Below are 15384 nucleotides of genomic sequence, written 5' to 3'. Positions count from 1 at the left end.
TATTGTTCTGTTACGGCAGAACTTGAGTAGATCTTTGAAAACTGAACAAGATTTTGATTACAATAAAGTGTAAGGATAATTTTTAAACTTAGTTTAGAAATTAAACAATTGCAATGTCAATTTGCGAAAAAGTAATAAATAAGAGCTAGTAAAGTTCTCATTCTAAAATGAGAGTTTGATCCTGGCTCAGGACGAACGTTGGCGGCGTGCCTAATACATGCAAGTCGAACGAAGTCGCCTAATTGAAATGAGATGCTTGCATCAATTTGATTTTAGATCCGACTGAGTGGCGAACTGGTGAGTAACACGTGGGTAACCTGCCCAGAAGAAGGGGATAACACCTAGAAACAGATGCTAATACCGTATAACAACAAGAACCGCATGGTTCTTGTTTGAAAGCTGGCCTTTGTGCTAGTGCTTCTGGATGGACCCGCGGCGTATTAGCTAGTTGGTGAGATAATAGCTCACCAAGGCGATGATACGTAGCAGACCTGAGAGGGTAATCTGCCACAATGGGACTGAGACACGGCCCATACTCCTACGGGAGGCAGCAGTAGGGAATCTTCCACAATGGACGAAAGTCTGATGGAGCAACGCCGCGTGAGTGAAGAAGGGTTTCGGCTCGTAAAACTCTGTTGTTAGAGAAGAACGGCTGTGAGAGTAACTGCTCACAGCGTGACGGTATCTAACCAGAAAGTCACGGCTAACTACGTGCCAGCAGCCGCGGTAATACGTAGGTGGCAAACGTTGTCCGGATTTATTGGGCGTAAAGGGAGCGCAGGCGGTTTATTAAGTCTGATGTGAAAGCCTTCGGCTTAACCGAAGAAGTGCATCGGAAACTGATAAACTTGAGTGCAGAAAAGGATAGTGGAACTTCATGTGTAGCGGTGAAATGCGTAGATATATGAAGGAACACCAGTGGCGAAGGCGGCTATCTGGTCTGTAACTGACGCTGAGGCTCGAAAGCATGGGTAGCAAACAGGATTAGATACCCTGGTAGTCCATGCCGTAAACGATGAATGCTAGGTGTTGGGAGGTTTCCGCCTCTCAGTGCCGCAGCTAACGCATTAAGCATTCCGCCTGGGGAGTACGACCGCAAGGTTGAAACTCAAAGGAATTGACGGGGACCCGCACAAGCGGTGGAGCATGTGGTTTAATTCGATGCTACGCGAAGAACCTTACCAGGACTTGACATCTTCTGCCAATCTAAGAGATTAGACGTTCCCTTCGGGGACAGAATGACAGGTGGTGCATGGTTGTCGTCAGCTCGTGTCGTGAGATGTTGGGTTAAGTCCCGCAACGAGCGCAACCCTTGTCTTTAGTTGCCAGCATTAAGTTGGGCACTCTAGAGAGACTGCCGGTGATAAACCGGAGGAAGGTGGGGACGACGTCAAATCATCATGCCCCTTATGTCCTGGGCTACACACGTGCTACAATGGGCGATACAACGAGTTGCGAAACCGCGAGGTCAAGCTAATCTCTTAAAGTCGTTCTCAGTTCGGATTGCAGTCTGCAACTCGACTGCATGAAGTTGGAATCGCTAGTAATCGTGGATCAGCATGCCACGGTGAATACGTTCCCGGGTCTTGTACACACCGCCCGTCACACCATGAGAGTTTGTAACACCCAAAGTCGGTTGGATAACCTTTTAGGAGTCCGCCGCCTAAGGTGGGACAGATGATTAGGGTGAAGTCGTAACAAGGTAGCCGTAGGAGAACCTGCGGCTGGATCACCTCCTTTCTAAGGAATAATTCGGAACCTTACATTAATCAAAATCTTATTCAGTTTTGAGAGTTTCTACTCTCTTAATTTTGTTCTTTGAAAACTAGATAATATTATTTTCTGTAATAATTATATTTTTATATAATTGAACCGAGAAATAACCATTGTGTTATTTTTGAGTTTTTTAATTAGTTTTAATCGCTAAAACTCAATATAATTTATAATCCGTAGGATTATAGGTTAAGTTAATAAGGGCGCATGGTGAATGCCTTGGTACTAGGAGCCGATGAAGGACGCAACTAACTGCGATAAGCTTCGGGGAGCTGTACGTAAGCTTTGATCCGGAGATTTCCGAATGAGGAAACTCGACCAGTGTAATGGCTGGTCATTGCATAGTGAATACATAGCTATGCAAAGGCAGACGAGGGGAACTGAAACATCTAAGTACCCTCAGGAATATAAAGAAATTTCGATTCCCTAAGTAGCGGCGAGCGAACGGGGAATAGCCCAAACCGAACCCCTGTGGTTCGGGGTTGTAGGACTGAACATTTGAGTTACAAAAGTATTTGATAGTTGAATTAGCTGGGAAGCTAAGCCAAAGAGAGTGATAGCCTCGTAAGCGAAATCAAATACCCTCAGTTCAGGATCCTGAGTACGGCGACACACGTGAAACGTCGTCGGAATCTGGGAGGACCATCTCCCAAGGCTAAATACTACCTAGTGACCGATAGTGAACCAGTACCGTGAGGGAAAGGTGAAAAGCACCCCGGAAGGGGAGTGAAATAGTTCCTGCAACCATGTGCCTACAAGCAGTCAGAGTCCGTTAATGGATGATGGCGTGCCTTTTGTAGAATGAACCGGCGAGTTACAGTTGCATGCAAGGTTAAGCCGAAAAAGCGGAGCCGTAGCGAAAGCGAGTCTTAATAGGGCGTCTTAGTATGTTGCCGTAGACCCGAAACCAGGTGATCTACCCATGTCCAGGATGAAAGTGCGGTAATACGCACCGGAGGTCCGAACCCGTGTACGTTGAAAAGTGCTGGGATGAGGTGTGGGTAGCGGTGAAATTCCAAACGAACTTGGAGATAGCTGGTTCTCTCCGAAATAGCTTTAGGGCTAGCCTCGGAATAAGAATCATGGAGGTAGAGCCACTGTTTGAGCAAGGGGTCCATCTAGGATTACTAAGTTCAGATAAACTCCGAATACCATTGATTTATGTCCGGGAGTCAGACTATGAGTGATAAGATCCATAGTCGAAAGGGGAACAGCCCAGACCGCCAGTTAAGGTCCCTAAATATATGCTAAGTGGAAAAGGAAGTGGAGTTGCATAGACAACTAGGATGTTGGCTCAGAAGCAGCCACCATTTAAAGAGTGCGTAATAGCTCACTAGTCGAGTGATTCTGCGCCGAAAATTTACCGGGGCTAAGCATATTACCGAGACTGCGGACGCAACTATGTTGCGTGATAGGAGAGCGTTCTAAGGGCAATGAAGGTAGACCGTAAGGACTGCTGGAGCGCTTAGAAGTGAGAATGCCGGTATGAGTAGCGAAAGATCAGTGAGAATCTGATCCACCGTATGACTAAGGTTTCCTGGGGAAGGCTCGTCCACCCAGGGTTAGTCGGGACCTAAGCCGAGGCTGAGAAGCGTAGGCGATGGATAACAGGTTGAGATTCCTGTACTAGTTAATTATGTTTGAACAACGGAGGGACGCAGTAGGCTAAGATATGCGCACTGTTGGATATGTGCGTTTAAATTGTAAGTCAGTTTGAGAGTCAAATGCTTTCAAGCGGGTTGACAAGCAATGATGAGGATCGAAATTTAAGTAGAGAAGTATCTGACGTCACACTGCCGAGAAAAGCTTCTAGTTAGTAATTAATTACCCGTACCGCAAACCGACACAGGTAGTCGAGGAGAGTATCCTCAGGTGAGCGAGAGAACTATCGTTAAGGAACTCGGCAAAATGACCCCGTAACTTCGGAAGAAGGGGTGCTGACCGCAAGGTCAGCCGCAGTGAAAAGACTCAAACGACTGTTTATCAAAAACACAGGTTTATGCAAAATCGTAAGATGAAGTATATGGGCTGACGCCTGCCCGGTGCTGGAAGGTTAAGTGGAAGTGTTAGCTTCGGCGAAGCACCGAAATGAAGCCCCAGTAAACGGCGGCCGTAACTATAACGGTCCTAAGGTAGCGAAATTCCTTGTCGGGTAAGTTCCGACCCGCACGAAAGGCGTAACGATTTGAGTACTGTCTCAACGATAGACTCGGTGAAATTAAGATACCTGTGAAGAAGCAGGTTACCCGCGACAGGACGGAAAGACCCCATGGAGCTTTACTGTAGCTTGATATTGGGTGTTTACATAACTTGTACAGGATAGGTAGGAGCCATAGAAGCCGGGACGCTAGTCTCGGTGGAGGCGTTAGTGGGATACTACCCTTGTTATGTGAACACTCTAACCCTGCGCACTGATCGTGCGCGGAGACAGTGTCTGGTTGGCAGTTTGACTGGGGCGGTCGCCTCCTAAATAGTAACGGAGGCGCTCAAAGGTTTGCTTAGAATGGTTGGAAATCATTCCTAAAGTGTAAAGGCAAAAGCAAGCTTGACTGCGAGACATACAGGTCGAGCAGGGACGAAAGTCGGACTTAGTGATCCGGTGGTACCGTATGGAAGGGCCATCGCTCAACGGATAAAAGCTACCCTGGGGATAACAGGCTTATCTCCCCCAAGAGTTCACATCGACGGGGAGGTTTGGCACCTCGATGTCGGCTCATCGCATCCTGGGGCTGTAGTTGGTCCCAAGGGTTGGGCTGTTCGCCCATTAAAGCGGTACGCGAGCTGGGTTCAGAACGTCGTGAGACAGTTCGGTCCCTATCCGTCGCGGGCGCAGGAAATTTGAGAGGAGCTGTCCCTAGTACGAGAGGACCGGGATGGACATACCGCTGGTGTATCAGTTGCGCCGCCAGGCGCATTGCTGAGTAGCTATGTATGGATGAGATAAACGCTGAAAGCATCTAAGTGTGAAACTCGCCTCAAGATGAGATTTCCCATTCCTTTATGGAAGTAAGACCCCTGAAAGATGATCAGGTAGATAGGTTAGAAGTGGAAGCGTAGTGATACGTGAAGCGGACTAATACTAATCGGTCGAGGACTTAACCAAGTATTTATATTATAGATACAATGGAAAATATCGGAAGAAAATAATATTGTCTAGTTTTGAGAGGACGAAGTTCTTTCAAGTAAATAGTGTGGTGGCGATAGCCTGAAGGATACACCTGTTCCCATGCCGAACACAGAAGTTAAGCTTCAGCACGCCAAAAGTAGTTGGGGGATCGCCCCCTGCGAGGATAGGACGTTGCCACGCAAATAAAAAAAGACTTTAGCATTTAGCTAAGGTCTTTTTTGTTGTCTAAAATTGTTCATTTTTGTGAAACAACTGTTAATAATGGAGTATAATTGTGATAATTATATAAGATTGATTACATAAAAGGATGGCAAACAAATGAAGAAAAAATTTAAGTTCACGTTAGGTTGGCAAATTGTTGCTGGTCTAATTCTAGGAATTATTTTAGGTTTAGTCTGTTACCATAACAAGCCAGCAATTACTGCCATGCAAAGTATTGGAACCATGTTCATTGGCTTAATTCAAATGATTGTATTACCAATCGTGGTTTCTTGTTTAACGGTTGGAATTGCCAGTATGGGTGATATTAAAAAAGTTGGTCGAATTGGTGGTAAAACACTGCTTTATTTTGAAATTATGACTACTTTAGCCATCATTATTGGTTTAATTGTCGCAAACGTTCTCCATCCTGGGACGTTTATCGATGTTCATCAAATGCATTCTTCAATGGATATTAGCTCATACGTTTCCACTGCTAAGCATTCAGAAAATGCGAGTCTCTGGACGACATTGATTGGTTTAATTCCAACTAATATTTTTGGATCATTATCTAAAGGGGACATGATGCCAGTTATCGTTTTCTCTGTCTTCTTTGGTTTAGGAACAGCTGCGATTGGTGAAAAGGGTCAAATTATTGTTGATTTCTTAGATTCTGTTTCTCAAGTAATGTTTAAAATCACTAACTGGGTTATGCATCTTGCTCCAATCGGAGTCTGTGCTTTAATCGGATTAACTTTAGCTGAATTAGGAATTAAAGTCCTACTCCCACTAAGTTACTTTGTCCTCATTGTTTACGGAACCATGTTCTTCTTCGTTATTGTAGTGATGGGAATTGTGGCAAAACTTTGTCACTTTAGCCTCTTTAGTTTATTACTCGTGATGAAAAACGAAATTATCTTAGCCTTCTCAACTGCTAGTTCAGAAGCCGTGATGCCTAAGATGATGGAAAAAATGGACAAATTTGGGGTTAGCCCATCAATCGTGTCATTTGTTATCCCAACTGGATATACATTTAACCTTGATGGTTCAGCTATCTACCAATCAATTGCCGCCATTTTCCTAGCACAAGCTTACGGAATTCACTTAAGTCTTGGGCAACAAATTACCTTGGTAGTAGTCTTAATGATTACTTCTAAAGGAATGGCCGGAGTTCCCGGTGCTTCCTTCGTTGTCTTATTGGCTACAGTTTCAACCATCGGTGTGCCAATGGCTGGCTTAACCTTTATTGCTGGAATTGACCGTTTCGTTGATATGGCCAGAACGGTAGTTAACGTAGTAGGTAACTCACTTGCAACAGTTGTAATTGGAACATCAGAACATGAATTTAACCATGATAAAGCTGCAGCGTATGTTAAAGAGCTGAAAGCAAAAAAAACTGCATAATAAAAAGGGGTTAGCTGAATTTATCAGCTAGCTCCTTATTTTATTACATTGAAATTATGTGGTTGAATGGCTTGATAGGGATGATGTTTCTTCAAGTATTCAATCGTTAAGTTTTGAATACTATCACTCGTTTGCTTAACCAGTTTATCGCTACCAAACATTGAGTATTCACCACCACCGATTCCCCGGTAGTTATTCATCGCAACTAGCAATGATTGTTTATCAGTTACAGATTGGCCATGATATTCAAGCTTGGTTAAGCGACTACCAACTGGCTTATTTAAATCAAATTCGTAATCAATGCCACTATAAAAGTCATAATTAAATAATTGTAATTTTGGCGTCGTAAAGGCTTTACTAATCTCAACTTTCCCATCTTCCAGAGTGAAGAAACTAGCACAGCGTTCCAAGGCAGCTTTCAAATCAGCACCACTGACTTTTTCCAAAAAGCCTAAGTTTGGATAGGGATAGTTATTGATGATTTCCCGCATCGAAACTTCACGACCATAACCAGTTAAATCATTACTAAATAACGCGGTACTAGCAATATCAGTACCTAAGGCGTCCATTTGCACTTGGTTAATCAATTCCAAATAAGGGTGACCATGTAAACGAGCCGCCATCGGATCATCAATGCGCATATCGGCACCAGCCACAGTTCCCATGGGTTGATCTAGCCAATTTTGCACGGTGTTGTTTAACGTTGAATCAGGAACTAATTCTGGATCAATTTGAATTGGAGCAGTGGAAATTAACTGGCTATCATTGGCAATCACGTGCTTATCATCATCTAACGTTAATGTTATTTCCCCAACGTTAGTTCCGTGAACACCTGGTTGTGTAAATGGCACACCATTGATTTTAGTAGCTAACGTCCGGTGTTGATGACCAGTCACTAAGGCATCGATTCCAGGAACTTCGGTCAATAAACGGTAGCCTTCATTTTCAACGGTATATTTTTCCGTTGGTTCACCAGTCGCTGGATCAGCTTCAATTCCACCATGATAGCTCACAATTACGATATCAGCTTGTTTGCGTAACCCTGGGATAAGTTGTTTAGCAATCGGTAAAATTGAATTAAACTTTAAATCAGGGATGTTTTTAGCTAATTCCCAATTTGGAATAAAGGCCGTCGTCAAACCTAAAATCGCAATTTTCACGCCATTGCGTTCAATAATCGTATAGGGTTTGTCAGCAATTCCGGCCTTAATTGCACCGTCAATATTAGCGTTCAAAATCGGGTAATTACGCGCAGCCTCACTACTTTTAATGTAGTTAAAACCGTAATTGAATTCATGATTACCTAGAATTCCGGCATCGTAACCAATTTTTTTGGTAATCGAACTCAAAAAATCCCGATGATCGGAATGATCAGCGAGATAACTTGTGAGTGGCGAACCTTGGATGAGGTCACCATTTTCAAGTGCGACAACAATTTCGTTGTCAGCAGCATTTGCTTTCGTTTGTTTAATGAAACTACCAGCTTTTAATAAGCCTAATTCAGTAACGTTTTTACGACTACTGAAATCAGTTGGATAAACGAAACCGTGGACATCGCTGGTGGATAAAATTTTAATTGTCTTGGACATAACGTGGGTGATCTTTCTTCAATTGTTTAATTGAAATCATAACTACGAAACTTACGAGGTAACATACACTCATAAAGATTACCACAGTTGTGACCGTAGATACATCCATAATGTATCCAACTAAAACAGGTGAGAATGTCCCAATCGTTTTGGCGATGGACATAATCGTGTTATTGGCAGTGGCACGATCTTTACTTGGGTAAAGGTTACTTACAATAGCACCGTAACCGGTGTACATTCCATCAGTTAGGAAACCAACAATGGCACCGGCAATCACGAATTCAATTGGGTTAGTTGCCATAATAAGGAAGAAGACAGAGATAGCTGAACCTAATAAGAAGATTCCGTAAGCTAAACGACTACCATATTTATCTTGAAGATAGCCAAAGACCCCCATACCGGCACCCATCCCAATAATGGTAAAGACCATCCAGAGTGATGAGTGAGCAACGTTAACGTGCATTCGTTCTTGGGCAATCGTTGGTAACCAGTTCATGACAGTATCATAACCGGCAATGTGAATTAAGAACATAAGCACAATTCTGATTGATAAGAAGGCTTCTGCAGGTGTAGCAAATAATGACCACACGTCACCTAGTTTAACTTTGTTATCTTTCTTTTCTTCAATTTTATTTTCAGTGAAAGCTTTACTTTCGGGAATTCTAAAACGAACATAAGCAGCTAGAATAACTGGGATAATTCCAATGAAGAATAACATGTGCCAATTAGGAAGCACTACGGCAGCAAGCAATGAAGCCACAATGGCACCAACTTGTCCGGCAATTCCGGCAGCAGATGAAATTCGTCCCATGTATTTCTTTTGGAACGCTTCACTAAGCATCGTTAAAGCAATTCCATATTCACCACTGGTACCAAGACCGATGATAATACGGAATATTAACAAGAGTGAGAATGAATTAGTGAAACCCATTCCGGCAGTACCAATCGCGTAGATGAAGATTGACCAACTAAGCGTTTTAACCCGACCAAATTTGTCAGCTAAAACTCCGAATCCAACTCCACCGACTAATGAACCTAACGCGGTAATGGCTGGAATTAATCCACCTTCAGCTTTGGAAATGTGTAAAGTGGCAATAATTGATGCTAATGCCAAACCCATGAAAGCGGCATCCATTCGTTCTAGGATAAAACCTAATCCTGTTGAAAGTGACACACTTTTTTGATACTTGCTAAACTTCGAAAAATGCATTAAAAATTCCCCCAAATAAAAAAGTGATTTTGTAATGGCCAGTTCAGGACACACAAAATCATTCAAGTTGATTGTATAGTTTGGGTACAATAATCGAGATAGATACTTGTGGTTTCACTGAACCAGTTAAAGTTATAATCTTTAGATTACATACTAGCACTTTGCGGTGGAAATTCAAATTTTAGTTAGGAAAAATTTAAGAAATAAAGTTGAATCAACTAATTAGAAAGTTGATAATAGTAGGTATGGAAACAAGAAAGTAGGTCGAAAAATGTTTACAGTTACGAATATTATTATTTTAGTGGTAACCAGTATTATTGCGGGAACCATGAATGGAATTGTCGGGATGGCTACGTTAGCATTATATCCAGCAATGTTATACGTTGGGATTTCCCCAATTACTGCCAACGTTACGATTACCGTGGGATTATTATTCAGTGATACCAGTGCCGTGTTATCATCACGCCAAGAATTGAAGAAAAATGTGCCCGAATGGATCAAAATTTCAGCGCTTGTGACGTTTGGTTCATTGTTTGGATCAATTATTTTGCTTTTCACTTCTGCTGACACATTTAAAAAAGTAGTTCCCATTATTATTCTTTTCTCCGGAATCTTAATGGCAATGCCAAAGAAACACAATTCAGCGACTGAAGTTAAGCGTAGTGTTCAAGTAATGTCGATTGCGGCATTAATGGCAGTTGGGGTTTACGAAGGTTACTTTGGTGCTGGAACTGGAGTATTATTAAACGCCGTGTTGTCTCGGATTACGACGGCACCATATGCTGAATATAATGCAACCCGGAATATGGCAGCTTTATGTGCTGATATTTTATCGGTTATTATTTTCGTCTTCACCTTACCAATTGATTGGATTGTCGTTCCCATTATTGCCGTTGGTTTATTTGCCGGAGGATATCTTGGACCAATCGTAGTTCGGTTTATTCCTTCCAAAGTCATGCAATACACGATTAGTTGTTTCGCCATTATTGTGGCGCTTTACTTGGGATATCAAGCATTTTTATAAGATTTTAAAGGTCAGTGATTATCCTTCACTGACTTTTTGCTTGTCCAGTAACAATCGCTTGACTATTTTTTGTGGTGGGGTGTAGCCTAATAAAGAATTTAATAAATTCTTTATATTTAATCTGGGGATAAACGATGAAAAAGACAAGTAAAAAAAGTGTAGTTTTCGCTACTACATTTTTGGCAGTTAGTGCTGCACTATCAGTATCTGCTTTAGCTGATACTAATACACAGCAACCAACGCAACCACAAACAGAACAAACCGCTGTTCAATCAGCACAACAAGCTCCTGTTGTATTAGCACAAGCTAAAGCGGATGATGCAACTTCAGCTGCGGCAGCTAATACTCCAAATCAAGTTAGTACTACGAACACTCCTGTTGTGAATGCTCCTGAATCAGCACAACGCGCCGGCATTATTAATGCAGATTGGATGAGTTCAGCTAATGTTCAATTCGGTACTTTAAACCAAGATATGAAAGGCCCTTCAGGTCACATATATGATGCGGGAACCCAAGTTGCTCGTAGTATTGCTGGAGATGGAACTCCTACTGGTGACTACACTTTATCATTATTTCTAAATCAAGGCTCTGCCGGAGTTGGTGCTCAAGTAGATCCAGCATATGTTACCGCTGGAGCAACTCAACATTATGACAACATTGGTAGAATGGGACAAACAGTAATCCAAAATGCTGCTAATATGACGGATGCTACTGGTTCATTAACTCCAGTAAATCCTACTCAACCATCACAACCCGCTAACAACGACAACGGTGGCAACCAAAATCCTGCACAACCAGAAACACCTGCTAACAATGGTGGCGACAATACTCCCGCTCAACCAAGTCAACCAGCAACCCAATCGAAAGTAAACTTCTACTTCCATGATCAAGATGGAAATTCAATCGATACCAATGACGGCCATGCATCATTTACCTGGAATGGTACTCCAGGAACTGACTGGAATTATACTAACTGGGTTCCAGAAATCAATGGTTATCAATACAGCCACGTGGATGTCTACAACGGACAAAACGTTACTCATGATTTACAAGGAACATATTCAGCAAATGGTGATACCAACGTTTACTTAACTTACAATGCCAATAAAACAGCTAAAGTAAACTTCTACTTCCATGATCAAGATGGAAATTCAATTGACACCAATGATGGTCATGCCTCATTCACATGGAACGGTACTCCAGGAACTGACTGGAATTATACTAACTGGGTTCCAGAAATCAATGGCTACCAATACAGTCACGTGGATGTTTATAACGGACAAAACGTTACTCATGATTTACAAGGAACATATTCAGCAAATGGCGATACTAATGTTTACTTAACTTACAACGTTAAAAAGCCAGCAAAAGTAACTTTCTACTTCCACGACCAAGATGGAAATTCAATTGACACCAATGACGGCCATGCATCATTTACGTGGAATGGTACTTCAGGCGATGACTGGAATTATACCAACTGGGTTCCAGAAATCAACGGATATCAATACAACCATGTTGATGTCTACAACGGCCAAAATGTTACCCACGATTTACAAGGAACATATTCAGCAAATGGTGACACAAATGTTTACTTAACTTATGAAAAAGTAGGAACAGTTAACGTTTACTACCATGACCAAAATGGTAATGAAATTAAACCAAGTACCAGCATTTCAGGTCAGGTTGCAACTCCATGGAGTTTAGATGGAAATGTACCAGAAATTGCCGGATATACTTATAATCATGCAGATCAATATAATCCAACGTATTTCGACCATGATTTAACTGGTAACTATCCACTTGATGGACCAACTAATTTATATTTAACTTATTTTGTTAACTAAAAACTAGATACAAAAAAAGACGACTTTTAAAGAGTCGTCTTTTTTATTTTTATAGAGATTTTATTTCAATAATTTTGCATAGTGAGCAAGGTTTTTAACTACGCCATCAATACGATCAGTGTAGTAAGTTTTTTCTTTATCAGATAAATCAGGATTTAATTCTCCATCAGCAGTGAAAACGTTTTGAATATTAGCTAATTGCATATTGTGGCTCAAAGTAATCATATTGAGCACTTGGAAAACTGGTAATAAGGCCATAGTTCCAAGTAAACCACCGACTTTACCCATTGAGTAACTAATTACTTGAACGGGTTTGTCATTCACACCTTGAGCTAAGTAATCTAAAGCAGTCTTCAAAGCACCAGGAATTGAATAATCATATTCAGGAGCTAGAAGTAGCATTCCGTCAGCATCTGAAACATCTTCAACCCATTTCTTTTGGTTACCATCCAAAGTATTGACATAATCTGGAGTGGCCATTGGTGGAAATGGTTCATTATAAGGGGCTAATTTGTAGTCGCCAATTTTAATAAAGTTAATTGCTACACCGTTTTTGGCTTCGAGTTCATCTTGATGATTTTCTAAATAGGTAAAGAGTCGATGGCCCATTGAAGGTTCACGGACACTACCTAAAATTACATTAATTTTAGTCATAATTAATCCATCCTTTACTTGGTTTACTAAAATAATAACACTTTCTTTTAGTAAGTTCATAAAAGATGCTCAATTATTTGAGGGAATTTACCCAAGCTTGGTAGCTGGTTTCTTCGTCGGTTGTAGTGAAAGTTCCGTTACTGAAATTATGCTTAAACAAATCAGCTGCATTAATTGTGAAAGTCCCTAGATTAGTGGCATTGGCAATCAATTGCAAGTGATAATCATCGCCAATTTTTTGCACATGAACTTTAACCATTCCACCGGGATTATAAACCGTAATGATTCTATCAAAATCACCATCGTAGTGGTTTAAGGCGTAGGCTAAACTGGTTGAAGTCATCCCGGTTCCACATGCATTAGTAAAACCAACTCCTCGTTCAAAAGTGCGGACAAATAAGGTATCGGGTGCTAAAATTTCGGCAAAATTAACGTTTACTCCATCAGTGAAATAGGGATTTTCTCCGTTCAAATAAGTTCCTAACTTTTCTAATTTGTCTGATTCCAAGACATTTTTAGGCATAAAGCTAATTAGATGGGGATTAGGTACAGCAATCGCAGTAAATTTTAGTTCATCGTCTAGTTCAGGCAATTTTTGATCATGAATTTCTTCAGTTCCTAGATTATCAAAAGGAAACGCTGCGTGGTTAAATCGAACGGGTGAAATTTGGACTCCAAAAGCTGGCACGTTAGCAGCTAAATCTGGGTATTGTTCAACTGCCAAATCGGCATCTTGCGTTTCGACTTTGAAGCTTGTTTGTCCAAACTTATGCGCTAAATAACGGGTAACCGTTCGCAACCCATTTCCACACATTGAGGCCAAACTTCCGTCAGCGTTAACAACGGTCATTTTACCTAAACAACCAGGGTGATCTGAGTTTTCTACGACTAAAATTCCGTCGATGTTGTTTAAATTAGGGTTATCAGAAGCCTTCATTGCTACCGCTAATTGTGAAATAGCAGCAAAGCTAGGTTGTTCGTCAAATTGAGTTAAATCGAGAATGAAAAATGTATTTTCTGATCCATGAACCTTAAGTAATTCAGTCATGAGAATTCCTTTCTAATCAAGAATGCGGTTATTATCGAAGAAATGTTGGTAAATTAATTTAACGGCTTGTTCGGCATCGGATTGGTTCGTACCCAACATAATCGCAATTTTAGAAGCCCCTTGATTAATCATATGAATTTTAATTTCGTGATCAGTGAGGGGACGGATAATGTCTTCAATGGTGTGCGGACTTTTTTGCATTCCTTCACCAACAATCATGATAATTGCATAGTCATCAATCCATTCTAATTGATCAGGTTGAAGAACGTCTTGAATTTCGGCACAAATTTGTTCGATTAATTTTGGGGTAAATTGCCGTTTGTCAAAAATAATCGTTAAATCATCAATTCCAGATGGCATATGTTCATAGGAAATGTTGTATTTATAGAGAATCTGCAACAATTTTAAAGTAAAACCAGTTTCTTTATTTAATAAGTAACGATGGATATAAAGAGCGGCAAACCGGTTAGAACTAGCAACCCCAGTTACTAATCCTGCTGGTTTGAAGTTACGTTCTGGTACAATCATTGTTCCGGGTAAATCTGGATGGTTTGTATTTCTCACGTTAATGGGAATTTCGGCATCGATAGCTGGCAAAATCGCTTCATCATGAAAGACTGAGAAACCAGCATAGGATAATTCCCGCATTTCGCGGTAAGTCATCACTTTGATACTTTGAGGATCTTTTACCATCCGAGGATCAACGGAATAAATGGCATCCACATCAGTAAAGTTTTCGTAGACGTCAGCAGCTAATCCTTTGGCCACAATTGAACCAGTAATGTCTGAACCACCCCGAGAAAAAGTGGCAATTTGACCATCTTCGGTAATTCCAAAAAAGCCAGGGAAAACTAAGTGTTGTTCGGGATTTCTGAATTGGGCTAAATTATCATAAGTAGCATCTAAGACATGGGCATCTTGAGCCACACTGCTGACTAAAAATCCAACTTCTCGGGGATCCATAAATTGAGTTGGCATCCCGATTTTGTTCAGAACTTGAGTAAGCAGAAAGGCGTTTAAATACTCACCTTGCGCCTTGAAAGCGGCCATTAAAAATTCGTCATCTGAGTAGGTTTGCAAAGGAAGGGATTTGATAGTTGTCGCAATTTGATCCATCACATTTTCAGGTAACGAAAAGTGGTCAGCAATGGCTTGATAACGGTTAATTATTTCAGCTTGAGTGTCAGTATAATCTTCGTGATTTAAGACGGCATTGGCATACTTGATTAATAAGTCAGTTACTTTAATATCACCCTTGAAACGCGTTCCCGGAGCCGAAACGACAATTGCTTTTCGTTCGGGATCACTTTGGATGATTTTGATAATCTGTTCGAAGTGGTCAGCATCAGCTAATGAGCTACCACCAAATTTTACAACTTTCATTTCTTTCACCTCGCAAATTAGTTGAATTGAAATTAACACTAAAATCGCTTAGCAGCAACCCCAGTCACACGAAAAAACGACAATTAATCTTGCTAATATATAGAAACAAAGAAATTTACGAACGAAAATT

8 protein-coding genes and 3 rRNA genes are annotated in these 15384 nt (G+C 41.1%); 6 read left to right on the top strand and 5 right to left on the bottom strand.

Going from position 1 to position 15384, the window contains the following annotated elements; genetic code table 11:
* The first annotated feature begins 163 nt into the window (after positions 1–163).
* The 4 genes from ACQW5G_RS03460 to ACQW5G_RS03445 all read left to right on the top strand — a co-directional run bounded on the left by ACQW5G_RS03460 (position 164) and on the right by ACQW5G_RS03445 (position 6502).
* Positions 164–1740, top strand: a 16S ribosomal RNA gene (locus tag ACQW5G_RS03460).
* Positions 1741–1960: 220 nt separating this feature from the next.
* Positions 1961–4876: ribosomal RNA gene (locus ACQW5G_RS03455) — 23S ribosomal RNA — on the top strand.
* Positions 4877–4963: 87 nt separating this feature from the next.
* Positions 4964–5080 (top strand): 5S ribosomal RNA (gene rrf, locus ACQW5G_RS03450).
* The 16S, 23S and 5S rRNA genes sit together here, the layout of an rRNA operon.
* 138 nt (positions 5081–5218) lie before the next feature.
* Positions 5219–6502: a cation:dicarboxylate symporter family transporter gene (locus ACQW5G_RS03445; RefSeq protein WP_429971678.1), complete on the top strand. Its 1284-nt coding sequence runs from the start codon at positions 5219–5221 to the stop codon at positions 6500–6502.
* A 35-nt stretch (positions 6503–6537) separates the two neighbouring features.
* On the opposite strand, the gene ACQW5G_RS03440 is transcribed toward ACQW5G_RS03445, so the two are convergent.
* Both ACQW5G_RS03440 and ACQW5G_RS03435 read right to left on the bottom strand, forming a co-directional pair.
* Positions 6538–8091: a bifunctional metallophosphatase/5'-nucleotidase gene (locus tag ACQW5G_RS03440; RefSeq protein ID WP_429971677.1), complete on the bottom strand. Its 1554-nt coding sequence runs from the start codon at positions 8089–8091 to the stop codon at positions 6538–6540.
* A complete protein-coding gene (locus ACQW5G_RS03435) occupies positions 8075–9301 on the bottom strand; it encodes an MFS transporter (protein ID WP_429971676.1) in 1227 nt (408 codons plus the stop codon). The genes ACQW5G_RS03440 and ACQW5G_RS03435 overlap by 17 nt, the downstream gene beginning before the upstream one ends.
* 271 nt (positions 9302–9572) lie before the next feature.
* On the opposite strand from ACQW5G_RS03435, the gene ACQW5G_RS03430 reads away from it, so the two are divergent.
* On the top strand, positions 9573–10325 hold the full coding sequence (locus tag ACQW5G_RS03430) for a sulfite exporter TauE/SafE family protein (RefSeq protein ID WP_429971675.1): 753 nt from the start codon (positions 9573–9575) through the stop codon (positions 10323–10325).
* A gap of 134 nt (positions 10326–10459) precedes the next feature.
* Complete coding sequence (locus tag ACQW5G_RS03425) at positions 10460–12169, top strand: MucBP domain-containing protein (protein ID WP_429971674.1); 1710 nt, start codon at positions 10460–10462, stop codon at positions 12167–12169.
* 60 nt (positions 12170–12229) lie between these two features.
* On the opposite strand, the gene ACQW5G_RS03420 is transcribed toward ACQW5G_RS03425, so the two are convergent.
* Genes ACQW5G_RS03420 through ACQW5G_RS03410 form a run of 3 tightly spaced genes read right to left on the bottom strand, consistent with a single transcriptional unit; the run spans position 12230 to position 15254 of the window.
* Positions 12230–12883 (bottom strand): NADPH-dependent FMN reductase, encoded by a 654-nt coding sequence (locus tag ACQW5G_RS03420; protein ID WP_429971673.1) that lies wholly within the window; start codon positions 12881–12883, stop codon positions 12230–12232.
* A gap of 13 nt (positions 12884–12896) precedes the next feature.
* The gene (dapF, locus tag ACQW5G_RS03415) at positions 12897–13871 is read right to left on the bottom strand and encodes a diaminopimelate epimerase (RefSeq protein ID WP_429971672.1); all 975 of its coding nucleotides are present in this window, start codon (positions 13869–13871) and stop codon (positions 12897–12899) included.
* A gap of 12 nt (positions 13872–13883) precedes the next feature.
* Positions 13884–15254 (bottom strand): aspartate kinase, encoded by a 1371-nt coding sequence (locus tag ACQW5G_RS03410; protein ID WP_429971671.1) that lies wholly within the window; start codon positions 15252–15254, stop codon positions 13884–13886.
* Positions 15255–15384: the final 130 nt, after the last annotated feature.

The sequence above is a fragment of the Fructilactobacillus sp. Tb1 genome, from assembly GCF_050500285.1.
Taxonomy (GTDB): Bacteria; Bacillota; Bacilli; order Lactobacillales; family Lactobacillaceae; genus Fructilactobacillus.
The sequence above is the reverse complement of the archived record's forward strand: the minus strand, read 5'-3'. Positions and strand labels throughout refer to the sequence as shown.

Bases quoted from the DNA above. Each gene is read 5' to 3' on its own strand.
- ACQW5G_RS03445 (WP_429971678.1), top strand. From the start codon at position 5,219: ATGAAGAAAAAATTTAAGTTCACGTTAGGTTGGCAAATTGTTGCTGGT.
- ACQW5G_RS03440 (WP_429971677.1), bottom strand. From the start codon at position 8,091: ATGTCCAAGACAATTAAAATTTTATCCACCAGCGATGTCCACGGTTTC.
- ACQW5G_RS03435 (WP_429971676.1), bottom strand. From the start codon at position 9,301: ATGCATTTTTCGAAGTTTAGCAAGTATCAAAAAAGTGTGTCACTTTCA.
- ACQW5G_RS03430 (WP_429971675.1), top strand. From the start codon at position 9,573: ATGTTTACAGTTACGAATATTATTATTTTAGTGGTAACCAGTATTATT.
- ACQW5G_RS03425 (WP_429971674.1), top strand. From the start codon at position 10,460: ATGAAAAAGACAAGTAAAAAAAGTGTAGTTTTCGCTACTACATTTTTG.
- ACQW5G_RS03420 (WP_429971673.1), bottom strand. From the start codon at position 12,883: ATGAACTTACTAAAAGAAAGTGTTATTATTTTAGTAAACCAAGTAAAG.
- dapF (WP_429971672.1), bottom strand. From the start codon at position 13,871: ATGACTGAATTACTTAAGGTTCATGGATCAGAAAATACATTTTTCATT.
- ACQW5G_RS03410 (WP_429971671.1), bottom strand. From the start codon at position 15,254: ATGAAAGTTGTAAAATTTGGTGGTAGCTCATTAGCTGATGCTGACCAC.